Origin of the sequence: Amphritea sp. (assembly GCF_016744155.1) — a bacterium.
GTDB lineage: Bacteria > Pseudomonadota > Gammaproteobacteria > Pseudomonadales > Balneatricaceae > Amphritea.
Map to the genome: position 1 here is coordinate 107,073 of NZ_JADGEW010000007.1, position 24,828 is coordinate 131,900.

Annotated in this window: 23 protein-coding genes; 10 read left to right on the top strand and 13 right to left on the bottom strand. The window is 49.6% G+C overall.

Annotated elements, in window-relative coordinates; all coding sequences use genetic code 11:
* Positions 1-83: 83 nt before the first annotated feature.
* The gene (locus QZZ54_RS08245) at positions 84-2,954 is read right to left on the bottom strand and encodes a valine--tRNA ligase (RefSeq protein WP_290701427.1); all 2,871 of its coding nucleotides are present in this window, start codon (positions 2,952-2,954) and stop codon (positions 84-86) included.
* A 368-nt stretch (positions 2,955-3,322) separates the two neighbouring features.
* Here QZZ54_RS08245 and QZZ54_RS08250 point away from each other — a divergent pair, with 368 nt between their 5' ends.
* On the top strand, positions 3,323-3,664 hold the full coding sequence (locus QZZ54_RS08250; RefSeq protein ID WP_290701430.1) for a four helix bundle protein: 342 nt from the start codon (positions 3,323-3,325) through the stop codon (positions 3,662-3,664).
* A 74-nt stretch (positions 3,665-3,738) separates the two neighbouring features.
* Here QZZ54_RS08250 and QZZ54_RS08255 read toward each other — a convergent pair whose 3' ends face one another.
* Positions 3,739-4,173, bottom strand: a complete 435-nt coding sequence (locus tag QZZ54_RS08255; RefSeq protein ID WP_290701433.1) for a DNA polymerase III subunit chi — start codon at positions 4,171-4,173, stop codon at positions 3,739-3,741.
* 148 nt (positions 4,174-4,321) lie between these two features.
* Complete coding sequence (locus QZZ54_RS08260) at positions 4,322-5,827, bottom strand: leucyl aminopeptidase (protein ID WP_290701437.1); 1,506 nt, start codon at positions 5,825-5,827, stop codon at positions 4,322-4,324.
* Positions 5,828-6,005: 178 nt separating this feature from the next.
* Here QZZ54_RS08260 and lptF point away from each other — a divergent pair, with 178 nt between their 5' ends.
* Both lptF and lptG read left to right on the top strand, forming a co-directional pair.
* Positions 6,006-7,109: an LPS export ABC transporter permease LptF gene (gene lptF / locus QZZ54_RS08265; RefSeq protein ID WP_290701440.1), complete on the top strand. Its 1,104-nt coding sequence runs from the start codon at positions 6,006-6,008 to the stop codon at positions 7,107-7,109.
* On the top strand, positions 7,099-8,160 hold the full coding sequence (lptG, locus tag QZZ54_RS08270; protein ID WP_290701443.1) for an LPS export ABC transporter permease LptG: 1,062 nt from the start codon (positions 7,099-7,101) through the stop codon (positions 8,158-8,160). Before lptF ends, lptG begins: the two co-directional genes overlap by 11 nt.
* Positions 8,161-8,394: 234 nt before the next feature.
* On the opposite strand, the gene QZZ54_RS08275 is transcribed toward lptG, so the two are convergent.
* The 4 genes from QZZ54_RS08275 to gloA form a co-directional block, all read right to left on the bottom strand.
* The gene (locus QZZ54_RS08275; protein ID WP_290701446.1) at positions 8,395-8,874 is read right to left on the bottom strand and encodes an RDD family protein; all 480 of its coding nucleotides are present in this window, start codon (positions 8,872-8,874) and stop codon (positions 8,395-8,397) included.
* 46 nt (positions 8,875-8,920) lie between these two features.
* Positions 8,921-10,138 carry a YeeE/YedE family protein gene (locus QZZ54_RS08280; RefSeq protein WP_290701448.1) on the bottom strand — a complete coding sequence of 406 codons (1,218 nt, stop codon included), beginning with the start codon at positions 10,136-10,138 and terminating at the stop codon, positions 8,921-8,923.
* Positions 10,139-10,263: 125 nt separating this feature from the next.
* On the bottom strand, positions 10,264-11,070 hold the full coding sequence (locus QZZ54_RS08285; RefSeq protein WP_290701451.1) for a tetratricopeptide repeat protein: 807 nt from the start codon (positions 11,068-11,070) through the stop codon (positions 10,264-10,266).
* 189 nt (positions 11,071-11,259) lie between these two features.
* Entirely contained in the window at positions 11,260-11,640 is a 381-nt protein-coding gene (gene gloA / locus QZZ54_RS08290) for a lactoylglutathione lyase (protein ID WP_290701453.1), read from the bottom strand.
* Positions 11,641-12,021: 381 nt separating this feature from the next.
* Here gloA and QZZ54_RS08295 point away from each other — a divergent pair, with 381 nt between their 5' ends.
* Positions 12,022-12,351, top strand: a complete 330-nt coding sequence (locus QZZ54_RS08295) for a phasin family protein (protein ID WP_290701455.1) — start codon at positions 12,022-12,024, stop codon at positions 12,349-12,351.
* 36 nt (positions 12,352-12,387) lie between these two features.
* Positions 12,388-12,906, top strand: coding sequence for a flavodoxin FldB (fldB, locus tag QZZ54_RS08300; RefSeq protein ID WP_290701457.1), 519 nt, complete (start codon positions 12,388-12,390; stop codon positions 12,904-12,906).
* 14 nt (positions 12,907-12,920) lie between these two features.
* Here the strand turns inward: fldB and nhaD are convergent, their stop codons facing one another.
* Positions 12,921-14,366, bottom strand: a complete 1,446-nt coding sequence (gene nhaD, locus QZZ54_RS08305; RefSeq protein ID WP_290701460.1) for a sodium:proton antiporter NhaD — start codon at positions 14,364-14,366, stop codon at positions 12,921-12,923.
* Positions 14,367-14,579: 213 nt separating this feature from the next.
* Between nhaD and prfB the strand changes: the two genes are divergently transcribed.
* The 5 genes from prfB (at position 14,580) to QZZ54_RS08330 (ending at position 19,396) form a co-directional block, all read left to right on the top strand.
* Positions 14,580-15,674, top strand: coding sequence for a peptide chain release factor 2 (gene prfB, locus QZZ54_RS08310; protein WP_290701463.1), 1,095 nt, complete (start codon positions 14,580-14,582; stop codon positions 15,672-15,674).
* Between the two features lie 213 nt (positions 15,675-15,887).
* Positions 15,888-17,387 carry a lysine--tRNA ligase gene (gene lysS, locus QZZ54_RS08315; protein ID WP_290701466.1) on the top strand — a complete coding sequence of 500 codons (1,500 nt, stop codon included), beginning with the start codon at positions 15,888-15,890 and terminating at the stop codon, positions 17,385-17,387.
* A 74-nt stretch (positions 17,388-17,461) separates the two neighbouring features.
* Positions 17,462-17,911 (top strand): hypothetical protein, encoded by a 450-nt coding sequence (locus QZZ54_RS08320; RefSeq protein WP_290701469.1) that lies wholly within the window; start codon positions 17,462-17,464, stop codon positions 17,909-17,911.
* Positions 17,912-17,942: 31 nt separating this feature from the next.
* On the top strand, positions 17,943-18,626 hold the full coding sequence (ung, locus tag QZZ54_RS08325) for a uracil-DNA glycosylase (protein WP_290701579.1): 684 nt from the start codon (positions 17,943-17,945) through the stop codon (positions 18,624-18,626).
* A gap of 203 nt (positions 18,627-18,829) precedes the next feature.
* The gene (locus QZZ54_RS08330) at positions 18,830-19,396 is read left to right on the top strand and encodes a hypothetical protein (RefSeq protein ID WP_290701472.1); all 567 of its coding nucleotides are present in this window, start codon (positions 18,830-18,832) and stop codon (positions 19,394-19,396) included.
* Between the two features lie 68 nt (positions 19,397-19,464).
* On the opposite strand, the gene yeiP is transcribed toward QZZ54_RS08330, so the two are convergent.
* From yeiP to QZZ54_RS08355, 5 genes are all read right to left on the bottom strand, one after another.
* The gene (yeiP, locus tag QZZ54_RS08335; RefSeq protein ID WP_290701474.1) at positions 19,465-20,031 is read right to left on the bottom strand and encodes an elongation factor P-like protein YeiP; all 567 of its coding nucleotides are present in this window, start codon (positions 20,029-20,031) and stop codon (positions 19,465-19,467) included.
* Between the two features lie 140 nt (positions 20,032-20,171).
* Entirely contained in the window at positions 20,172-21,215 is a 1,044-nt protein-coding gene (locus tag QZZ54_RS08340; protein WP_290701477.1) for a folate-binding protein, read from the bottom strand.
* Between the two features lie 135 nt (positions 21,216-21,350).
* Complete coding sequence (gene asd, locus QZZ54_RS08345) at positions 21,351-22,196, bottom strand: archaetidylserine decarboxylase (RefSeq protein ID WP_290701480.1); 846 nt, start codon at positions 22,194-22,196, stop codon at positions 21,351-21,353.
* A gap of 51 nt (positions 22,197-22,247) precedes the next feature.
* Complete coding sequence (locus QZZ54_RS08350; RefSeq protein ID WP_290701483.1) at positions 22,248-23,060, bottom strand: sulfurtransferase; 813 nt, start codon at positions 23,058-23,060, stop codon at positions 22,248-22,250.
* Entirely contained in the window at positions 23,057-24,811 is a 1,755-nt protein-coding gene (locus QZZ54_RS08355; protein WP_290701486.1) for an HDOD domain-containing protein, read from the bottom strand. The genes QZZ54_RS08350 and QZZ54_RS08355 overlap by 4 nt, the downstream gene beginning before the upstream one ends.
* Between the last annotated feature and the right edge of the window lie 17 nt (positions 24,812-24,828).

Below are 24,828 nucleotides of genomic sequence, written 5' to 3' on the forward strand. Positions count from 1 at the left end.
CCGGCATCACTGCCGGGCTTTTTGTTTTTTCGAGCGACGAACTACGAGCAAGTCGCGAAGCGGCGTTCGAGCAACTGTTGTTGCTAAAGCGCCTCTATCTTGGCTGACTGCTCAGTCAGTTGCCCCAGCTGCGCTTTGAATTCACCCAGCTTCTCTCGCTCTTTAGCAACGACCGCTTCAGGTGCATTAGCAACAAACTTGGCGTTGTTCAGCTTGCCTTCCAGACGACCGGCTTCTTTCTGTAGCTTATCCATCTCTTTCTTCAGACGGGCCAGCTCAGCATCTTTGTCGATCAGGCCAGCCATCGGTACCAGTACCTGCATATCGCCAACCAGCTGTACGGCGGACATAGGGGCTTCGTCGCCTGGGTTCAGCCAGGTAACGGATGCCAGAGACGCCAGCTTAGCCAGGAATGCCTGGTTAGCTTCCAGACGAGTCTTATCGTCGGCGCTGCCGTTCTGAATCAGGATATCCAGCTCTTTCGCTGGAGAGATACCCATCTCACCACGGATGTTACGTATACCGGTAATGACGCCTTTCAGCCAGTTGATATCGGCTTCGGCGGTGGCATCGTGCTTGGCTTCATCGGCAACCGGGAAGGGTTGCAGCATGATGGTGTCACCTTCGACGCCAGCTTCTTGCTTGATGGACTGCCAGATCTCTTCGGTGATGTACGGCATGATTGGGTGGGTCAGACGTAGTATCACTTCCAGTGCACGTACCAGTGTGCGGCGGGTACCGCGCTTGGCTGCATAGGATGCATTGTCGTCCCACAGGACAGGCTTAGATAGCTCAAGGTACCAACCACAGTACTCGTTCCAGATGAAGTCGTAGAGACACTGTGAGGCCAGGTCGAAACGGTATTCATCCAGATGCTTTGTTACTTCAGCTTCGACTTTCTGCAGCTCGCTGGCGATCCAACGATCTGCCAGGGATAGCTCAACCTCGCTGTCTTCTCCGCTTACAGAGAGTTGACCGCAGTCTTCGCCTTCGGTATTCATCTGCACGTAACGGGCAGCGTTCCAGATCTTGTTACAGAAGTTACGGTAACCTTCCAGTCGCTTCACATCCCAGTTGATATCACGGCCGGTAGAGGCCAGTGCTGCCAGGGTGAAACGCAGGGCGTCGGTACCATGGGCGGCGATGCCTTCCGGGAACTGCTTCTCGGTACGCTTGCCGATCTTCTCAGCCTGCTGGGGCTGCATCATGTTGCCGGTACGCTTTTCCAGCAGTTCCGGCAGGCCGATACCGTCGATCATATCCAGTGGGTCGAGTACGTTACCCTTAGACTTGGACATTTTATCGCCGTTCTCATCACGGATCAGACCGGTGACGTAAACGGTTTTGAACGGTACCTGTGGCTTGTCGTTTTCATCTTTGATCAGGTGCATGGTCATCATCATCATCCGGGCAACCCAGAAGAAAATGATATCGAAACCGGTAACCAGTACATCGGTCGGGTGGAACGTCTGCAGACGCTCGGTGTTTTCCGGCCAGCCCAGGGTACCAAAGGTCCACAGGCCAGAGCTGAACCAAGTATCCAGCACGTCATCGTCCTGACGTAGCTCGGTTTCCAGATCCAGGTTGTATTTTTCACGGGCAGAGGCGGCATCTTTAGCAACGTAGACATTGCCTTCGTTGTCGTAGAACGCCGGAATCCGGTGTCCCCACCACAGTTGACGGGAGATACACCAGTCCTGAATGTCGCGCATCCAGGCGAAGAACATGTTTTCGTACTGCTTAGGTACGAACTTGATGTCGCCATTTTCAACCGCTTCAATCGCCGGGCCAGACAGTGTCTTGGCATCGGCAAACCACTGATCGGTGAGCATCGGTTCGATAACTACACCACCACGGTCGCCGTAGGGGATAGTCATATCGTTTTCTTCGATCTTAACCAGCAGACCGGCTTCTTCCATATCGGCAACAATTGCCTTACGGGCGGCGAACCGCTCCATGCCCTGGTATTTCTCCGGCAGGGTTTTGTCCAGGTCGTGATTTTCGCTGCCATCGGTGTTGAAGGTTTCTGCCTCATGACGGATATCGCCGTTGAGGGTCAGAATGTTGATCATTGGCAGCTTGCAGCGTTTACCCACTTCATTATCGTTGAAGTCGTGGGCCGGCGTGATTTTCACACAACCGGAACCTTTTTCCATGTCGGCGTGTTCATCGGCAACAATCGGAATGCGACGGCCAACCAGCGGTAAGATGATCTCTTTACCGATCAGATCTTTATAACGATCATCTTCAGCGTTAACCGCGACGCCGGTATCACCCAGCAGGGTTTCCGGACGGGTAGTACCCACCACCAGATAATCGTCACCGGCAGCGGTTTTAACACCATCGGCCAGTGCATAACGCAGATACCACATCTTGCCTTTAACATCGCGGTTCTCTACTTCCAGATCAGAGATCGCGGTGTGCAGCTTAGGGTCCCAGTTCACCAGACGTTTGCCACGGTAGATCAGGCCTTCGTCATACAGACGGATAAACACTTCCTGTACGGCGGTGTAGAAACCGGAATCCATAGTGAAACGTTCGGTTGGCCAGTCAACAGAGTCGCCCAGGCGGCGCATCTGATTGGTGATCATGCCGCCGGACTCGCCTTTCCATTCCCAGATTTTCTCGATAAAGGCTTCACGGCCAAGATCGTGACGGGTTTTCTGTTCTTCAGCGGCGAGCTTACGCTCGACTACCATCTGCGTGGCGATACCGGCGTGATCGGTACCCACTTGCCACAGGGTGTTTTTACCCTTCATGCGATGGTAGCGGGTCAGGGCATCCATAATAGTATGTTGGAAAGCATGACCCATATGCAGGCTGCCGGTGACATTCGGCGGCGGGATCATGATGCTGTAGGCATCGCCTTCGCCGGACGGGGCGAAGTAACCGTTATCTTCCCAGGTTTTGTACCAGGATTTCTCGATCTCGTGTGGCTGGTAAGTGGTATCCATTAAATAACCGTGCTCTCAACGCTTGAATTAGGGCAAAAAATAGTCGGTCATTATACCCGCCGGGTACTTAAGTAGCTAGACGTGCTCCGCACTTGCTAGTGGTTAGACGCGACTGCGTCGCTTGCTAGTGAAAGAGCCGTTGTTAGAACGTCGCTTCGCTCCTTGCTAGTGGTTAGACGTGCTTCACACTTGCTAGAAAAAGAGAAGAGCATTTGTGCTGCTGAACTGAAATGTTTTTCTAGCTACTAGTCAGCGGCGAAGCCGCGTCTAGCGAGTCGCGCAGCGACGTTCTAGCAACTTTTTCCCCATTGTGAACTACGTGTTTTTTTGAACTAGACTAACTCCCAGAAACTACAAAAGGATTTGTTATGAGCTATGAGGATTTGGATGTTTGGAAGCGTGCATGTCGGATGAGTTGCGATGTATACACGACTTTGTCTCGCTGCAGGGATTTTGGGTTCAGGGATCAGATAACGCGGAGCGGTTTATCGGTTCCGAGTAATATTGCCGAAGGCTTTGAACGAGGGTCGAAAAAGGAGAAACGACAATTTCTTTATTATGCGAAAGGCTCTTTAGCTGAGTTGAAAACACAGGTCTATATAGGTCAGAGAATCGGCTACATTCATAATGAAAGAGGAAATTCTTGGCGGATGGAGCTGGATGAAATCCAGAAAATGCTGGCAGCGCTTATTAAATCAATCGAACCTTGAACGCTTTTGTTTTTGCTAGCTACTAGCAAGCGGCGAAGCCGCGTCTAACAAGTCACGAAGTGACGTCTAGCGACTTATGAGGCCTTCGGCCTCATATCATGCATCTTGGGCGTTACTCCGTTGCTTTTGAATAGCGCGAAGTTTTTCCGGGTGGCGGCGAGGATATCGGGCTGTTGGATGACGATTTCGAGGATTCTATCGAACTTCAGGGTTTCCTCTGAAGCGTCCAGTGCCAGGTTGATGTAGACATCACGGTGTTGGGGGAGTTGATCGCCCCAGCCTATCTGCACCGGTGCGTCAGGTTTACTGTTGAGCAGACCGTGGGGAATAAAAGCATCGGCCCGGTAATCCCAGAGTAGCTGGTCCAGACGTTCTGCTTCGTGCTCGCTGGTGACGTGAATATAGACGTTTAGGCCGTGGCCTAATACTTTATCCGCCAGTCGACAGAGGAAAGCGGTACGGCTTTCCGGTTCGGCATCAGGAAGAACATAGAAATCAGCTTGGCTCATATTGTGTAATTCCGGTCAGGGTTTGAATGCGTCAGTGGGGCGTTATATTTTTCTCAAAATGTTCACTTACTGTACGTAGGTTACGATTTTTCAAAAAAGTGCCTTGCTCTGACACATTCATTTACCTGACTCAGTGGCCCTGTTTTATTTAGATTTGCTCGTCGTCAGCCAGATCATCAACCTGTGCTAGCAAATGCTGACACAGCAGTGGAACGCAACGTCCGGTTGCGCCTTTGGCTTTACCTGCACTGTTCCAGGCAACGCCGGCGATATCCAGGTGTGCCCAACGGAATTTCTTAGTAAAGCGCGACAGGAAACACGCTGCAGTGATGGTGCCGCCTGCAGGTCCGCCGATATTCGCGATGTCGGCAAAGTTACTGTCCAGCTGTTCCTGATACTCATCCCAAAGCGGCAGACGCCAGGCTTTGTCACCTGAGAATTCACCGGCGGCTAGCAGGTCATCGGCTAGCAGGTCGTCATTTGACAGAAGGCCTGTTGCCTGATGTCCCAGCGCGACGATGCAGGCACCAGTAAGGGTGGCAACGTCAACGACGGTTGCAGGTTCAAAGCGCTCGGCGTAGGTGAGTGCGTCACACAGAACCAAGCGGCCCTCGGCATCGGTGTTGAGAATTTCAACCGTCTGGCCAGACATGGTGGTGACAATATCACCCGGCTTGGAAGCGTTGCCCGCAGGCATGTTCTCAGCAGCGGCGACAATAGCGACAACGTTCATTTCGAGATCTAGTTGTGTCAGTGCTTCCATAGTGCCGATTACGCTAGCAGCACCGCACATATCAAACTTCATCTCATCCATCTTGCCGCCTGGCTTCAGGCTGATACCGCCGGTATCAAAGGTGATGCCTTTGCCAACCAGTACATGGGGCGGTTGATCGGGCTCGCCACCTTTGTATTCCATGACGATCAGTTTGGAAGGCTCAGAGCTGCCTTTACCCACAGACAGCAGTGAATGCATGCCTAGCTGTTCCATCTCGTCTTCTTCAAGAATCGTGATTGTGAGCTCTTCACAGTCTTCAGCCAGTGCCAGAGCTTGTTCTGCAAGATAGGATGGGGTGCAGACATTACCCGGCAGGTTGCCCAGTTCGCGGGCAGTATCGACTCCGTTCGCGATAGCTGAACCGTCGCTGATAGAAAATTCGCCCAGTTCGGCGTCATCTTTACTGAGGAGAAAACCGATGCTTTCCAAGCTCAGCGGCTCGGCTTTCTTGCTCTTAGTCGCGTCGTATTCATACAGCTCTGCGCTGGCCCATTCAGTGTTGTGACGCAGCTGACGATAGAGATCTTTATCAGCGCTTTCCAGTCCGTCCAGTGCGATCACGGCTGATTCGCAGCGGATCGATTTCAGGTTAGACATGATGCTCTTGATGATTTTCAGTTGATTGCGATCGCTGCGCTCATCGGCTTTACCGATACCAACCAGCAGAACACGAGCGGCACTGATGCCTGGAACTTTGTGAAGCAATAAAGCTTGTCCAGCTTTACCCTGATGGTCACCCACAACATCTTTCAGATAACCAGCAGATGCTTTATCGATCAGATCTGCAGACGGAGCCAGCTCACCATCAGGTGCAACGCCAACGATTAAACAGTCAGTTTCCAGAGATTCAACCGAACCGGTAACTATTTCAAATTCCATGCTTTCTCCACACGAGACATCGTGCCTGGTTTATAAGATAATGACGCACCGATTCAGCCTAGAGTGTTGCGTCGGTTTTAAATGTATTCCCGGATTTTATCCTAATGTCACAGAAACAAAACCCCGTTTTCGGTATCAGAGAGAATTCTTTACCGTTAATTACACAGGATACGGCAGTTTGATTATCTTTCGCTACCTGGCCAAAGAAGTTCTGATCAGCATGATCGCGGTTACGACAGTACTGTTGCTGATTATTATGAGTGGTCGTTTTATTAGTTATCTGAGTATAGCAGCCGCCGGTGAAATTCCGATGAAAGCGGTGTTCTATTATCTGCTGTTTCGTCTTCCAGGCTTTCTTGAATTGATTCTTCCGCTGGGCTTGTTTCTGGGTATTCTGTTGGCCTATGGGCGTTTATATCTTGAGAGTGAGATGGTGGTGCTTCAGGCGACCGGTATGAGCCAGAAACGCCTGACTATGTATACCCTTGGGCCGGCTCTCATCACCGCCTTACTGGTGGCGTCGATGAGCCTGTTTTTATCCCCATATGGTGCAAATCAAACTGAGATCATGTTGCAGAAGCAGCGCAATGTCGGGGAGTTTGATCTGATCACTGAAGGGCGCTTTCAGGCGATGTCCCGGGGTGATCGGGTGACTTATATTGAACACTTAGATAGTAACAGCGGTACGATGAAGGGTGTTTTTATCACCGAAAAAATTAAGAAAGGTGATCGGGAACAAGCGGTCATGGTCGTGGCTGAAAAGGGGCGTAGTTATACTAATCCAGACACCGGGGTCCGTTACCTTGTATTGGATAACGGTTATCGTTATGAAGGTAATCCTGGTGAGGCTGATTATCGCCAGATCCAGTTTCAGGAGTATGGCATCCGGTTACCCGAGCAAGAGAAAGTACAGCCGGTTAACGAACTATACTCTATCCCAACGGAAGCCTTAGTGGATGGTGATAATGCCGAGCGTGCCCAGCTTCATTGGCGTTTGTCACTGCCTGTATTGACACTGATTGTCGCGCTGTTGGCGGTGCCGCTGAGTAAAACGAATCCTCGTCAGGGACGTTATGCCAAGCTGATACCTTCGATTTTATTGTATATGGTCTATCTGTTGTTATTGACCAACGTGCGTAACTATCTTGAGAAAGATGGTGGCCATGTAGTATTGCTCTGGTTGGTACATTTGATGTTCTTCGGCATTGCGATGGGCATGCTGTTCTTTCAGGGGCGTTTGACACGCTTGCTGCGTCGACGGAGGCCTGAACATGCTGCTTAAACTGGATCGATACATTGGTAAGCAGGTTCTGCTCAGCATTCTGGTGGTGATGGTGATCGTTGTCGGCCTGGACTTTATGTTTCGGGTGATCGAAGAGTTACCCGAACTTAATGAGCGCTATACCACCTTGGTGATGCTGGGCTATTCAGCCCTGAATATGCCCGCAGCTTTCTATGAATTTCTGCCTTTGGGTTGCCTGGTGGGTTGTCTGATCGGTTTGGGTGGATTAGCCAGCGGCAGTGAGTTGACTGTTATGCGGGCCGCGGGTCTCTCTGTTTGGCAACTGGTACGGATGGTTCTAAAGCCGGTTATCGTGCTTTCGTTACTGGCATTGGTTATCGGTGAATATATCGCGCCATACGCGGGGGCCCTTTCTGAGAGTATTCGGGCGCAACACCTTAACCGGGGAACTGTTTCGGCCCGTACCGGCGTTTGGCATCGTGAGAGCGGTGAGTATATTCATATCAATGTTGTGACGCCTAAGGGTGAGACCCGAGGGATTACCCGCTTTGGTTTGGCGCCGGATAGCAGTCTCTCCTATAGCAGTTACGCAGAGAGTGGCCGTTATCAGAACGGTGCCTGGGAATTAAAAAACGTGACAGAAACCCGTTTTCTGGAAGAACGTACCCAGACGACGGTATACGGCACTCAGATCTGGGAGATAGAGCTGAACCCGCAGCGCTTGAAAGTTCTGATGGTCAAACCGAAAGAGATGTCGACCAGTGAGCTGTTTAATTACAGTCAGTATCTGGCGGAACAGGAGCTAGATAATGATCGCTTTATGCAAAGCTTCTGGCGCAAAGTGTTTCAGCCCTTAGCCATTATCGGGCTGGTATTAGTGGCCGTATCTTTTATCTTCGGTTCATTGCGCAGTGTTTCTACGGGGCAGCGGATTATTACCGGGGTGATCGTGGGGATGGTGTTCAAAATCAGCCAGGATATTCTCGCTCCGCTGAGTTCGCTCTATCAAGTAGCTCCGGTCTGGTCGGCACTAGTCCCCATTCTGATCTGCATGTTTTTAGGCGGATGGCTTATTAAACGGGCGGGATAGCTCGCAAAGAACGCGAGAGTGGCTAGAACGGAAGCTTTGCTTCCTGCTAGACGCGACTGCGTCGCTTGCTAGGAGCTAGAAAAAGCTAAGATCAAAAGAAAAAGCTATAACAGATTGACGCCTTCCTGAATGCTTTTTCTAGCAAGCGAAGCGTTCTAGCGTCTAGCCGTCGCGTAGCGACGTTCTTATATATTTCGAAGCGATAAGCTTTTTATTAGCTCCGATGGGTGCTTTTTACTTCTTCTTTTCGAGCAAGACAATCTGCGTCTCAGAAAAGCTGTCGTGCCAGGTGGCTTTGTTGGCTGAGAAGAGCATCCAGAAGAAGCCCAGGCCGAAGCAGGCGAATGATAGGATTGCGGTCATAAAGCGGATAAGGGCCTGACGCAGGCTGATATGTTTGCCGTCTATGGTTTGTACTCGGAGTTTCCAGGCTTGCATCCCCAGCGTTTGTCCCAAGCGTACCCAAAAGTAGGCGAAGAAGCCGAATGTCAGGAGGAATAGAACGGATTGAAACAGCGGGCCATCAACAACATTTCCGTTGTTCAGGCCGACGGCGGCAAAACCGGTGCACATCCAGATGGCAGCAACCAGAAATGCGTCGTAGATCATCGCTGCAAAACGGCGTAGCAGGCTAGGCTGTTGCAGTTCACCTTCAAATTCCGGAAAAGCTCTATTCATCTTGTTTGTTTCTGTCTCTGGCTTCAGATTTAGCATCTGGCTTTGTCCAGATGCATCGGTTTAACGTATAGGTTTAGCTTGATTAATTCGGCAGGTTGAACAGGGGGCGAAGTCGGGTTCCTAAGAGGCTTCCGGCAAAGGCCGCCATCAGCCATAGCCAGCCATGCAAACTGCCGGAGACTATACCACCAAAATAGGCGCCGATGTTACAGCCAAAAGAGATAGTTGCGCCGTAGCCCAGCATCACTCCGCCCAGCGTCGCAGCGAACCACTGAACAGCCGGTATTTGCCATTGCCAGCTAAATCTTCCGGCCAATGTAGCGGCCAGGAAAGCGCCCAGAATAATACCCATATTCATCACTGATACGGTATCGCTTAGCAGCGGTTCCATAAGCGCTTCTTCCCGGCCGGGCTGAAGCCAGTATGCCCAGAAATCTAATTCTAAATCTAACCCCAGCGTGAAGGTCTCTTCCAGCCAGAGATAGGCTTTAGCGCCCCAAAGGGGGTAAGCAACTGCAACAGACCAGGGGCGACCTGTTTCAGCCAGTACGATAAAGTTGAGCAGCGCCAATACCACGCCGCCCCAGATAAATGGCCAGGGGCCCTGAAGTAGGTTTTTCAGGTTAAAGCGTTGCTGGCGTAGATCCTGTTCAATCGTACCGTGGTGGCGTTTTTCCAGCCAGATAGATGCGCCGGCGATGGCTGCAAAAATTGCTAAATTAACCGCAATGGCTAAGCCAGTACCCAGTGATTCAATCATAGCTACCGGTGCAAACTGGGGCAGAGTAGTCCACCATTCGTAGTCAGCACTGGCCCACAAACCACCAACCATAAAACCGATCATGCTGGGAATCGCTCTAATCTGTCCGCCGCCTACATGATAGAGATTGCCAGAAGCGCAACCATTGCCTAGCTGCATGCCGATGCCGAAGATAAAGGCTCCGAATACTACAGACCAGCCTAATGGGCGAGTGTAACCTGCAACGTCATTGCCCAGCAGGGTGCCGCTGGAAAGTGCCGGAAAAAAAAGGCAAACGGCGACTGCCAGCATCAGCATCTGAGCCCGTATGCCTCGTCCACGACGATTGACTATCAGGTTGCGCCAGGCTGAGGTAAAACCAAAGGATGCATGAAACAGGGAAAGCCCGAGGGCTGCGCCAAGGATGAGTAGCAGCGCCTGGTGACTATCATGTTCCTGGATCAGATAGAGAGACCCAGTGACCAATAGCAGCAGTGCCAGTGACAGGTTACGCAAACGGTTAAATCGTGCCGTGAGGGGCAGGGTTTCACTTTGATTCATGGAGGTATCAGGCAGACAGCTGGTTAAAAGTTCGCCACTATAGCACTCTTCGATAAGAAATGGAGTTAGACGCAGGTATAAAAAAACCGGACACTTAGCCCGGCTTTTCTAATTGTCAGCGCCGTTTACTTGAATGGCGTTACATATTTGCTCTGGTAGTCCGCTGCTAATAACTTAGCTTGTTCCAGCTCTGCATCAGACAGTTTCATGACAATTCTTGATTGAATAGCTCTGGCGGTTGGGTTACCCAGCTCCAGCGCATTTTGCAGCCAAGCGTATGCGGTGATATTTGTCTGTTGGCCGGCATCGGAGCCGTGACTGTTGGAATACATAGCTCCCAGAAAGAACATTGCATCCATATGTCCCTGCTCAGCTGCTTTACGGTACCATTTCTCAGCTTGAGAAAAGTCCTGCTGAACACCGGAACCAAAGTTATAAGCTCGTCCCAGGTTATGTTGAGCTACTACCAGCCCCTGATCGGCCGCCATCAAATACCAGTTTAGTGCAGCAGAGGTATCGCGGCTGACGCCATAACCAAATTCATACATCTCGCCTAAGCGGTTTTGCGAGGCCGCGTCCCCGGATTCTGCAGCGGGTTCAACTGTTTTCAGCTCGACTTTATACGCTTTGTCTTTATACGTACGACGGCTGTTTACACACCCCAGATGGCCCTGATCGCCACAGCGATTGTATAGGCTTAGAGCTTTCTCGATATCAGCGTCAACGCCCCAGCCGAATTCGTGCATCTGACCAACCATATTCATGGCGTCTAAATTGTTTTCACCAATCAGCGGCTCCAGTTCAGACATCGCTGTGCTGTAATCTTGTGCTTCAAAGGCTTTGATGCCTTTTGCCAGACTAGCTGAAAATGCAGAGGCTGTGTTGAGAGTCAGTAGCAGACCGGTGGCGGCCAGTAGTAGTTTCTTACCCATCGAGATGCGCCCGTATAATTTAAAATAAAAATTTGGCGCCTATTATAGCGGCCCACTTTGCTGTCTTGATAGGGACAAAACAGAAGTTTTTGACCGGGACTCTTGGCGCAGATCACTTAATTGCTTAATTAGCAAGATCTAATGTTGGGCGTATTCTACAGGATCAATCTTAAAAATACAGGGTTTTGCTTAATTTCCCAAAAGCTCGATCATATAGCCGTCCGGATCGCGGACAAAAGCCAGAATGGTTGAACCATGCATCATCGGGCCGGGTTCGCGAACAACCAGGCCTCCATGTGACTTGATTTTTTCACAGGCGGCATATACATCTTCAACTTCGATGGCGATATGGCCGTAGGCGTTGCCCATATCATAGTCAGTTGTTTCCCAGTTATGAGTGAGTTCCAGTACGGTTGTTTCTGACTCAGGACCGTAGCCAAGAAAAGCCAGGGTAAACTTCCCATCGGGGAAGTCTTTACGGCGTAATAGCTTCATTTCCAGAATGTCAGTATAAAAAGATATCGACTTCTGAAGGTCTGTGACTCTGAGCATTGTATGTAAAAGTCGCATTTTGGGCTCTCCGGGTTTGTGGCCTTATAGCGATTCATCGTAAACTATCCCCAAGACAGATCAAATAAAGGAAGGTGCGAATAAGTCCAATGTCTTCTCTGCGGGTAATAGAACGGTCAGATGCGCGCAAGACAGCGCAGCGAAATGTCTGGACCTTTTTAAGCGGTCTGGCAAAGCAAATGGCCGTTATAGTGCCCGCCCTTCGGGGCTTTTAGAGAAGTCGGATATCAGTGTTAACAATTTTCGACGTACAGCTAGTATGTCTGTAATTGTTGCCTCGATCTCCAACTTCTCTTTAAAGCCAGAGGCGCATGAGACTTGTTCGAACCTTCCCAAATCATCGGGTATTCTGTTATCTGTATTGGGAAGTAAGGTGCATATATGTTTCAAGATATGTCTAAAGCCCTAAGCCAGTCTATGGGGCCATTTAAAGAGCTGGTGAATATTCAAACGAAGATGCTGGAAGAGCTGACACGCCAACAGATGGCCTGTACTAAAGCCTGCATTGACGCAACTGTAGCGCAAACCCGCCAGATGCAGGAGTGTAACTCTCCTGAAGAGCTGGTAAAGCTTCAGCGGGATTACGCTAAACAGTTGGAAGAGTCTCTAAAAGAGGCGAATGACAATAATATGAAAGCGTTGAACAGTGCTTGCGAATCTGTTGAGCAGTTGGCAAATGATTCTTTTGATGTATTTGCCCCTAAAACATAATTTTGTTTTTCTGGTTCAACCACTAAGTGAGTTTTGATGAGTAAGGAAATAGGTCTTTTTTACGGTTCGACTACCGGTAATACCGAGAGCTGCGCTGAGCTGATAGCTACCCGGATTGGTATGGAACGGGTTGAGTTACGAGAACTGGCAAACGATGGGTTGGAAGCGATTTCAGATTACAGTTATCTGATTTTGGGTATGCCAACCTGGGATTATGGTGAGCTGCAGGAAGACTGGTCAGATGTTTGGGCTGAGTTGGATGAGATCGATTTTAGCGGTGTTAACTGTGCTCTGTTTGGGCTGGGTGATCAGGTAGGCTATGGAGAATGGTTCCTGGATGCCATGGGAGCCCTGCATGATAAACTGGTTAGTCGGGGGGCTATTATGACCGGCTATTGGCCTATCGAGGGTTATCGCTTCGATGCCTCCAAGGCTCTCATCGAAGATCAGAGTCATTTTGTTGGTTTGGCGCTGGATGAAGACAGTCAAAGTGATCTGACAGCAGAGCGGGTTGAACGTTGGGTGCCGCAGGTTTTGACGTCCTTTGGTCTTTAATATTTAGAACCGGATCAACTACCGTTGATCCATAGGTGGGCTGCGATACTGAGAATGTACCCCAGCCCGATCGCCCAGCTCCATTTCAGGTGGCTGTAAAAAGTATAAACTCCCTGTGCCTGTCCCATTAGCGCGATTCCCGCTGCAGATCCGATGGATAGTAATGACCCGCCAACCCCCGCAGTCAGCGTGACTAATAGCCACTGGTTCATTGACATGTCAGGCTGCATTGTTAGTACGGCGAACATCACAGGAATATTATCCACCAGTGCCGACAGTAAACCGATCAGGCTGTTCGACAGGGTTGGTCCCAGGTTGTTGTAAACCAGATCAGACAGCAGTGTCAGATATCCCAGAGTTGAAAGCCCTCCTACTGCCATGACCACACCGTAAAAGAACATCAGCGTATCCCAGGAGGAGCGTTCTACCACCTTGAATATGTCGAAGCGTCTAATGACATCGGTATGATCGCCTTTCATCTTACTGATGTCTGCCAGGTTTTCTGAGTGATGGTTATGGATATGCCCGGTATCGCGGAGGTCGGTTTCAAATCGGCTTAGGTAATAGCCATACAGTTTGAGGACACCAAGCCCTGTCATCATGCCTAGTACCGGCGGTAGATGCAGCAAGCCGTGGCTGCTGATTGCCAGTAAAATAGTCAGAAGAAAGAGAATTAAAATGGGTATGGCGCCGGGCTTCATATGACGAGACTGACCGCGCCTATCCGGCAGGGGTTTAACCCGCTCAATAGCCATGCACATTATGCAGGCAGGTACCAACCAGTTGATCAGAGAGGGGATAAAGAGGTTGAAAAAACCACTAAAAGTGATCATCCCTTTTTGCCAGACCATCAGTGTTGTTATGTCGCCAAACGGGCTGAAGGCTCCGCCAGCATTGGCTGCGACAACAACATTGATACAACCTACGGTTACGAATTTAACGTTATTGTGGCCTACGGCCATCACTACGGCACCCATTAAAAGAGCGGTAGATAGGTTATCGGCGATGGGAGAGAGAAAGAAAGCCATCAGGCCGGTAGCCCAGTATATCTGAATCAGAGTAAGTTCACGGGCTATGAGCCATGCCCTTAAAGCCGCAAATACCAGGCGCTCTTCCAGAGTTGTGATAAATGACATCGCCGCCAGCAGGAAGAAGAATAGCTCAGCATAATCCAGTAGGTTGTGGCGAAATGCCTGGGCGGCGGTTTGGGTGTCTCCATCGAGCGTAAAGGCGAGCCCAACTAATAACCAGATCAGGCCGGCCGCAACAATTACCGGCTTGGATTTACGCAGGTGAAAGAATTCCTCACCGAGAACAAACAGATAGCTGATTAGGAAAATAATGACGCAGGTGATGCCGATAAAGCTACCGGTGTATGGGCTGCCACTTTCGGTGGCGGCGAGAACGGGCGAGGATAGTAACGCCAGAGATGAGCAGCATAGGATCAGCAGAGTATGCATTTTGTGTCAGTTATCTCGCGGTTCCCTTCGTTAGCTTCAATTCTTGCTGATAAAGGGGGTGAAAGTCGAGTTTTTTCAGTGCTTTTGATACACAGAGGCAGGTGAATCGGGTAAAATGTGCTGCTTTTTTAAACGCCCATTTTCCTTTACCGGTTCATTTTACGGATTCATCTTAGTTACTGGTACCTAGAAGCAGAGAGTTAAGCGAACACGATGGAAATCAATCCGATCACCAACAGCCTGAAAGATATCTCCGAACGTACGGAAGTTTTGCGTACCTACCTGGAATACCCAGAGAAGCAGGAGCGTTTGGAAGAGGTTACCCGGGAACTGGAAGATCCGGCTATCTGGAGCGAACCTGAGCGTGCTCAGGCCTTAGGTAAAGAGCGAGCTATGCTGGAAGGCGTGGTAAAAACCATCGATGATCTGACCGCCGGTGTTGGCGATGCCCGTGACCTGCTGGATATGGCCGTTGAAGAGGATGATGAGGATACCGTCGAGGAAGTGCGTGCTGAAGTTGGCGGCCTTGAAGAGCTACTGAATCAGTTGGAATTTCGCCGTATGTTTTCCGGTGAAGCGGACGGCAACAATGCCTTCCTGGACATTCAGTCCGGCTCCGGTGGTACTGAAGCTCAGGATTGGGCTGAGATGATGTTGCGTATGTATTTGCGCTGGGGAGAAGATAAAGGCTTCAAAACTGAACTGTTGGAATGTTCCGCTGGCGATGTGGCAGGTATTAAGTCTGCTACTATTAGTTTCCAGGGTGCTTATGCGTTTGGTTGGTTACGAACCGAGACCGGTGTTCATCGTCTGGTACGTAAATCGCCGTTTGATTCCGGTGGTCGCCGTCATACCTCGTTCTCCTCGGTGTTTGTGTCCCCAGAGATCGACGACAATATTGAGATCGACATTAACCCGGCGGATCTGCGAGTTGATGTATACCGCGCATCCGGTGCTGGTGGTCAGCACGTTAACCGGACCGAATCAGCCGTACGTATCACCCATGAACCTTCCGGTGTGGTAGTACAGAGTCAGAGTCAGCGCTCTCAGCACCAGAACAAAGATACCTGTATGAAGCAGCTGCGGGCGAAGCTTTATGAGCTGGAGATGCTGAAGCGCTCCGAAGCCGCGCAGGAACAGGAAGATAATAAAGCCGATATCGGTTGGGGCAGCCAGATCCGCTCTTATGTATTGGATGATCAGCGGATTAAAGACCTGCGTACCGGTGTGCAGAGCAGTAACTGCGATAAGGTGTTGGATGGCGATCTGGATCAGTTTATCGAAGCCAGTCTCAAAGCAGGCCTTTAAGCTACTGCGCTCGATATTACGGCGTTAAAAGTTGGTTCAGAATGCTCACTTAGTAAACTAAGCTCCGCTTCTTCACCAATTTTTGCCTTGTTCTATCTTCGCTCGTAACGCTTAAAGATTTGGTTGTAACGTAATAAATATCTGATTTGGTTAATGTAAAAGTGACCAGATCTCCGAGAATTAAAGATTTAACCATTAAAGGTTCCACAGAAAATGTCTGATAACACTCAGCTAGATGAAAACCGCCTGATTGCGGAGCGTCGTGAAAAACTTAACGGCTTGCGGGAAGCGGGTAATGCTTTTCCAAACAAATTCCGTCGTGATAGCTATGCTCAGGATCTGCAGGATCAGTATGGCGATAAAACCAAGGAAGAGTTAGCTGAAGCAGAGATCACCGTGAGCATTGCCGGTCGTGTCATGCTGAACCGTGGCGCCTTTGGTGTTATTCAGGATATGTCGGGTCGGATTCAGTTTTATGTGAATAAAGAAGCCCGTCCATTCGCTAAGTCACTGGACCTGGGCGATATCATCGGTGTAACCGGTATCCTGCATAAGTCAGGTAAGGGTGATCTGTACGTTGATTTGGGTGAGTATGAACTGCTGACTAAGAGTCTGCGTCCGCTGCCTGATAAACATAAAGGCCTGCAGGATACAGAGACCCGTTACCGCCAGCGTTACGTTGATCTGATTATGAATGAAGACTCACGTACAGTGTTTCAGATGCGTTCTAAGATTGTATCTGGCATCCGCAACTACCTGTCTGAGCGTCGTTTTATGGAAGTTGAAACGCCAATGCTGCAGGTGATTCCGGGCGGTGCTACGGCGCGTCCATTTATCACTCACCACAATGCACTGGACCGGGATATGTTTTTGCGCATCGCGCCGGAGCTGTATCTGAAACGCCTGGTTGTGGGTGGCTTTGATCGTGTCTTTGAGATCAATCGTAGTTTCCGTAATGAAGGCCTTTCTACACGCCATAATCCAGAATTTACAATGATTGAATTCTATCAGGCCTATGCAGATTACAAGGATCTGATGGACCTGACTGAAGATATGCTGCGGACTGTCGCACAGGATGTAATGGGTAGCACCACCATTATCAATACTGTTCGTAATGATGCAGGCGAAGTGCTGGAAACCTTTGAGTACGATCTGGAGAAGCCGTTCACTCGCCTGAGTGTCTTTGATTCTATCTTACAATATAACGACGATATTACTGCTGAAGCACTGGCAGATGACCATGCTGCCCGCCAGATAGCTGAACGTATGGATATCGATGTGAAAGATGGATGGGGTCTGGGTAAGGTTCAGATCGAGATCTTCGAAAAAACTGTTGAGCATCGTTTGCATCAACCGACGTTCATCACTGAATACCCTACCGAGGTTTCACCGCTGGCCCGTCGTAGTGATGCTAACCCGTTTGTAACGGACCGTTTCGAATTCTTCGTTGCAGGTCGTGAACTGGCGAATGGTTTCTCCGAGTTGAATGACTCCGAAGATCAGGATCAGCGTTTCAAAGACCAGGTAGCTGAGAAGGATGCCGGTGATGACGAGGCGATGCATTATGACGCGGATTACATCAACGCGCTGGAATACGGTCTGCCGCCGACTGCGGGTGAGGGTATCGGTATCGACCGTTTGGTGATGTTGTTTACCGATTCTCCGTCAATTCGTGATGTGATTTTATTTCCGGCGATGCGTCCAAGAGGCTAATGCGCCCTTGAACAGAACAAGCTAATCTAAGGGCTGCCTCCGGGTAGCCCTTTTTTGTCTTCAGGAAAGTCTCTATGAGTTGGTTAATACCGCAGCAGAAACGACATTTACCCGGAAAACGCTGGATCAGTATTATTCTGCGCTCTGTGCATCTGGTGGGCATTGCAGGGCTTGCTGGGGCCTATCTGTTTAATCAGCCACAATCGGTATGGTTTCCCTATTTGATTGTGGGAGTGGGCAGTGGTGTCTTGATGGTGGCCAAAGAACTCTATGTTGACTCTATCTGGCTGTATCAGTTGCGGGGTCAGCTGGTGCTGTTCAAACTATTGCTACTGGCTGCCGGGATTTATTGGTTTGCCCATCCTCAAGCCTGGATCTATATTCTGGTTATTCTGATTTCCGGCGTCATTTCTCATGCACCGGGTAAAGTACGCTATTACTCCTTTATCTATGGCAAAACACTCACTCGTGATGTGTGGTTAGGAAAGAGTAAGCCTAAGATTAGAGACTGTGGCGATAATTAATATAAAGAGTTAAGAGTATGAGAATTAACTGATAGTGTTGGAAAACGCACCGAGTTGGCAGCCATGGCTGGCCCCTGAATTTGATGCGCCTTATATGCAGAAGCTGCAAGCGTTCCTGCAGCGGGAGCGATTAGCGGGTAAAACTATTTATCCTGCATCAGAGAGCTGGTTTTACGCTTTGGAGGTTACACCTCTGGACCAGGTGAAAGTGGTGATTATCGGACAAGACCCCTACCATCAGCCGGATCAGGCTCATGGATTGAGTTTTTCCGTGCGTCCAGGTATCAAAACGCCCCCCTCACTGGTGAATATCTACAAAGAGCTGGAAACAGATCTGGGAATTCCCCGTGCCACTCATGGTTATCTTGAAAGCTGGGCCCAACAGGGCGTATTGCTACTAAACGCTGTGCTCACGGTTGAAGACTCTAAAGCCGCTTCTCATCAGAAACAAGGCTGGGAGGCGTTTACCGATCAGGTCATCGCCACCGTAAATGAACAGTGCGAGAATGTCGTTTTTATGCTCTGGGGAAGCTATGCCCAGAAAAAAGGCGCAAAGATAGATCTTCACCGGCATCTTGTACTTGAGTCTGTTCATCCATCCCCCTTGGCTGCTTACCGAGGGTTCTTTGGCTGTAAGCATTTCAGTCAGGCGAATGGTTATCTCTCGGCTAAAGGCCGAAGCCCGATTGACTGGCAGCTTCCGGAGATAATATAAGTAGCTAGACGCGACTGCGTCGCTTGCTAGAACGGCGCTGCGCGCCTGCTAGTGGCTAGGAGATCAAGAGCCTGCGGCCTAAGGTTAGTATTGTTGCTATGTTCGCAGGAAAAAACTAAAACAGTAAATTACTGATTGTGTTACGCTTTTTCGAGCCACGAAAGCGGAAGCTTTCCGCTCTGTCGACTGAAAGGAGACGCCCTATGCCCGATACGGTTCGTTTGAAAGTGTTCCATCTGGACTCTGATGCACAGGAATCTCTTTCTCAACTGTTTGATCTGCGGTTGGATGAGATCTGGGCGGGCGGTCTGCATACCTGTCTGGGCCAGGATATCAACCGGGCCTGTTGGTTGCGTTTTCGGTTGGGTGATGAGCAATGGATCGAGGTCAGTGTTGCCCGGCATCAGTTTAAAGATGGTTTTACCGTTGGCAGTTTAGCTGTTCAGATGGTTGAGGCTATCGTACCCAGTCCGGATCAATGTAGCTGGATTAGTTTACCCGTTGCCGCCCGACTGGAGTCTATCGATATTTATTCGCAGCGCGAATTGATCGATATTGTTGCTCCCGATCTGAATATTCCCTCTGAAGCACTTAACTATGACTCTTTGCTGGTTCTTCATCTGGATAATGGTTCGGCTATTATGTTGGGTATGGAGCAAGACTTTGTTGATGGAGAGCTGGTGGTTTTGCAGGCAGATCAGCCTGAGCTCCAGATAGGCGATAATTTGCGACTGCGCAGAAGCTTGACGGTTGAGAATGGTTCAGGGTAGTCAGAGCGCTGCTTGCTAGAATAAAAAAACCGCCTAAATAGGCGGTTTTTTTGTTTATACGATATTGATCAGGCGCGGCCGGTAAACTTACGATCTTCTACATTGACTTTGACGCGGTCACCGGTGGATATGTGCTCGGGTACCTGAATCATCAGTCCGGTAGACAGTTTGGCTGGCTTAGTCCGGGCTGTGGCTGAACCACCTTTGATCGATGGGTCTGTTTCGATGATCTCAAGCTCAACAACTCCGGGCAGATCCAAGGCAACCGGTGCGTCGTTGACGATCACAACATGCAGTCCCTGGGAGTCATCAGTAATGAACTGCAGTTCATCCTCGATGGACTCTTTGTTCAGGCTGTATGAACTGTAATCTTCGCTGTCCATAAATACATACTCATCACCGTCAGAGTATGAAAAAGTGACAGCGCGTCGAATAAGGTCCGCCAGAGTCAATATGTCTGAATCTTTAAAGGTTTCATCTATCTTGTGGTTGGTAGACACATTGTACATACGCATGCGATAGAGACTGCCGCCGGCACGGCCCTGCGGTACCGAACGCTCTATATCGCGAATAATATAGGCTTCACCGTTAATGTCGACTGCGGCATTTCTTTTTATTTCACTGGCTTTAGGCATCTTGTCTGGTCCCGGGGTAAAAATGTAAGGGTAATCTAATTATAAGTAGTTATTCATGTGCAAAACTAGGCTGTTGGTTGTTTTTCCTAGCGAGCATCGAGTCTAACTACTAGCAGAAGCCGAAGACTCTGTTCTAGTGACTACATCGTCTTTCGTTCAAACAGTTCTGGATCTAGCGCGTATGGCAGATCTAGTCGTTCCAAAGGCTGAGCATTGTCTTCCAGTGTCAAAGCCACTGTGGTGTCATCAAAACTGGTTTTCAGAATTACGGCCAGTAGTTCGCCGCTGTTCTCAGAAACCGGACTCATGGCAGAGCTGACTACGGTGCCGACTCCTGCGCGATCCGGAGTATTGATTTTAGTGCCAGGTACGGGCATGTTGCTGGCGTTGAATTTCAGGCGGTACATGGGGCGGTTAAGTTTGCCCCGATGTTGCAAGCGAGTAACGACCTCCTGACCGGTATAGCAGCCTTTAGTAAAGCTTACCCCGTCAAATGTCTGAAGGTTGGTCATCTGCGGAATAAAGCTTTCCAGTGTTTGGCTGCTCAGGGAAGGGATGCCGTAACGGATCTCTTCTGATAGCCATTGGTTGGTATCACCAAAAGCGGCATTTTTTAATAATGTCGGCAGTAACGCTTCAGCTTTTTCAATGTTGAGCCATAACTCGAAACGCTCTCCAGGAACCTTAATTAATAGGCCATCTTGGCCCTGGCTGAACTGCTCGGTTTCTTCGGGTATTGTAAATCCGGCTGCTTTCAGAAGGTCTGCAGCTGGTTTTCCTGCAAAGCCGAGACCGATAATAGTGTCAGACAGATCACAACTCTCTGCTTTGGAGAAGATCATATACTTCTTCAGGTTGGTCATCGCCGCGTCCAGTATTTGGCGTTCGGTGCGCAACCAGAAGCCATCCTCAGCGGGCATTAACCGGCTCAGGCTGATCATGCCGCCTTTGATGTTACAGTGGGCGCCAAGCAAGCTTCTGCCTGCGCTGACTTCTGCGACATCGCAGGAAAGTTGTCCCTGCAAGAATTTTTCAGCATCAGGGCCGACAACGTCAAACAGACCCAGATGAGTCAGAGGGGTTATTGTTGTCGAAGAGCTGTCCTCTACAGGTTCAGAAACCTGACAATGACCCAGCTCATCAACCTGAACACCCAGTGCGTTAAGTGTGTCTAACCAACTCATAATAAAACCTGAATAAATGTATGTAAGTACCCGCAAACCTGCAGGTTCTTTAATATTAAGCTCTTAAGCTTTTTCTAGCCACTCGCAAACGGTGAAACCGCGTCCGGCGAGTCGCGTCGGTCTGAGGTAGCTCGCTTACGAACTGCTGATAGCCTGCCCCAAACGAACCGGATCTTCAGCCTTTAGCGATTCTGACCATTCAATGGCATCTTTGCCAAATAACAGAACGACGGTAGAGCCAAGTTTGAATCGACCCATCTCTTCGCCCTGTTGAAGTATAACGGGCTCTGCTGGTGTCTGGTGGTCAACGCGCCAGCCTTTGTTTTGTGGTGGAGCCACCTGACCGCCCCAGACCGTTTCGATGCCGGCGACTATCATGGCGCCGACAAGAATCATCGCCATCGGTCCCTGTTCGGTATCAAATATAGCAATCAGACGTTCATTTCTGGCGAACAGATTATCAACGCCTTGCGCAGTAGTCTGGTTGACTGAGTACAGGTCACCGGGGACGTAAAGAGTTTCCCGTAGCGTACCGGTAACTGGCATATGTACCCGATGATAGTCACTGGGAGATAGATAGATAGTGGCGAAACGACCATTGATAAACAGTTCTGCCAGATCAGCCTGGCCGCCTAACAGTGTACTCAGTCCGTAGCCACGACCTTTTGCTTGAAGTATACGGCCATAATTAATAGGCCCTATCTGACTAATAGCTCCGTCTGCAGGTGATACAACAGCGGCCTCATCAAGAGGGCGCATGCCTGGCTTCAGTTCGCGGGTAAAGAAGGCATTAAAGTTTTCAAACTGCTCCAGGTCTTCTATGACCGCTTCAGACATATTGACCTTGTACTGTTTGGCAAATGTCTTAATAAAAGGGCGTCTTATCCAGTTACAGCGGCTTTCTGCAAGGTAGCCAACGGCGCGGGAGAGCAAGTGCTGCGGCAATAGATGTTGCAGCAGAATAAACAGAGAATCTTTCACAGTCAGTTTTCCGAAAATTATTTCGATCGATATTGGATAGTATTAAAAAAGTCAGGACTCAACCGGAGTATCTTCCCGGTTACCCCATTCAAACCAGGAGCCATCGTAGCAGCGTACCTTGTCGAACCCAAGGTGTTTTGTAAACAGATAGCTTAGCCCTGAGCGACGGTGAGTCTGGCAATGGGTAATAACTGTTTTGTCCGGGGTGACCCCAAGCGCGGCTAACTCAGCCCGAATTTCTTCAGCAGGGCGCAGTTCCGGATAATCCGTGGATATCAGTGCACGGGTCCATTCATAATTGACCGCACCTGGAATATGTCCGCCCCGTTTCACGTTGATTATTTTCTCACCGCTGAATTCAGCAGCTGAGCGAACGTCGAGCACGATATGATCCGGATCACCAAGGTGCTCGGTAATATAGGGAATGTCGGCGAGATAACCGGGTTTCTGTGTAACCGGATATTGACTGGGTATTGCTTCATTCTCTGTGGTTTCCACAGGGAATCCTGCCGTAGTCCATGCGGTCAGGTGACCGTTAAGAAAAGAGCACTTATTATGACCGATACCGTGAAGCGTCCAGATCATCCGTCCAGCCCAGGGGCCCATCTGATCGTCATAGACAACGATATGACGGTCTGGCGTAAGACCTAGTTCACTGAGCAGGGCGCTTATCTGGTCAGGTAGCGGGATTTTATTGCTAATATCGCCGCTGCCCCGTAACAGTTTCGCCGGGTCCATATGGATAGCACTGGGAATATGACCGCTTTGATAGTGCTTTGAAGATGACAGATCAACCACTAGTACGTCATGTTGATTCAGTGCGTCTGAGAGTTGTTGTGGTGATATCACCAGTGGCAGGTTCATTTACGGGCTCCGGCTCGCGTTTTGTATACTTCTTTCAGACAAAGCCCGGCGGCAGTGCTGAGGTACTTGAATTTTTCTTGGTGAAAGTTCTGAACGCCATCATGCTGACCTTCCCGGTCGGCATAGAGGATAGCAATAGGTTTGCTACCCGCAAATAGCGACATCATCAGGTAGTTCTGGTCGCTGACATAGCGACTGTAACTACCGGGGAGCATTGATTTTATCCGTTGGCGATTCTCTTTAGTCACCAAGATGCACGCTTGTTTTTCATACAGGCGGAAGAACAGACTGTTAGCAGCCAGTGGATGACTTGAAAGAAGTAAGGGGTGTCCATCTTCAAAACCGACCCCCTTAACGACTTTGATAGTGCCGCTTTTTGGCGGAATGATATTTAAGGCTAGCCGCTTAAGCCCCAAACCTTCTGTAAGCCCTCTGAGCAAATCATCCAACACCTGAGTGCCTTGCGTGTATTGGTCTGCCCGTTTAATAAAGCGCTCGGCGTACATCTCGTATATATCCTGATTCAGAAAATCAAACTCTGGCTCTTGCTCGGATATATCTAGAGGCTTTTTATCATCTTGCGCTAAAGTCGGTTCGTTATTTCCGACAAGAATGCTGTTGTTGTCTTTAGTTCTATTTTTACTTTCCTGATTATCCGTGCCGTCTGCCGCGTCATTAGCCCGTTTACTTTTAACCTTGTTGATCTGTAAAGCGGGGTTTGGAGACTGTTCGCCAAACAACTTTTTATCTGCATTGGTCAATCGGTATGCCGGATGTAGATCTGAAGGCAGCATTATCATCTCAGCGGCGGGGGCCAGAGTGCCTGCTACATGATAGTTCTGGGCCGCTACAGCGCAGTTCTTATGTAGCAGTGCCTGAGTTTGATTCAGTTCTGATCGCAGGTAATCATTGATGATATCGGTTATCTGTAGTGATGCTTCACTGCCCCAGTCATAGGAAGAAGCATGGGCCAGCCAGATGCTAAGCTTCACCGGGAAAAACTTCTGTTGGGTCAGATGATTAAGCTGGCGTAGATTATCACCATGTAAACGGGGGTCTCCCAGCGCTCGTTGGTGCAGCTGGGTGATCATCTGCCGGTTAAGGGTAAAATCCTGTTCCAGGGCTATTCGACCAAGTTGAGATACTGGCCATATATTTAGTAGTTGTTTAGAGATCGCTTCAAGGGTGCAGCCTAGCACCTGGGTTTCTGCAAGATCAGGGCTGATACCTTTATCCCGAATTAGAAACTGGATTTTGGACATATGAGATGGCGCTTCAAGCCAGAGCAACCAGTGTCCTATGTCATAGAATAAAGCTGCTTGATAGCTCTCTTCGGCAAACATGCTTCCGCGGGCTTGTTTAAGCCAGCTACGCACTTGAATGGCAGCATGCTGGCTGTTGGCGATGGAACGAAAATACATCTTCTGAGCGGTACTGGCGGGATTGAGGCGGATGCTGGGTAAACTTTTTACCAGTATTGAGATTTTCTGTAACCCAAGCGAGCCGATAGCGTGATCGATACTGGTGACTTCAGATTTTTTCTCATCGTGAAGCTTGCTTGCTTCCAATGCAGCGTGAAAGCAAAGCAAGGGGTCAGCTTTTATCAAGCGGCTGATATCGACAACTGAGCAATCTTTCTCACTCAGTTTTTTCTCTAACCGTTTGATTATGCTGAGTCTTACCGGCGGTCGTTTGTTATTTAGGAAACCACACCACTGTTCAGCATTTTGAGGGTTTTGTTGTTCGGTCATCAGCCCTGACTGTCCCC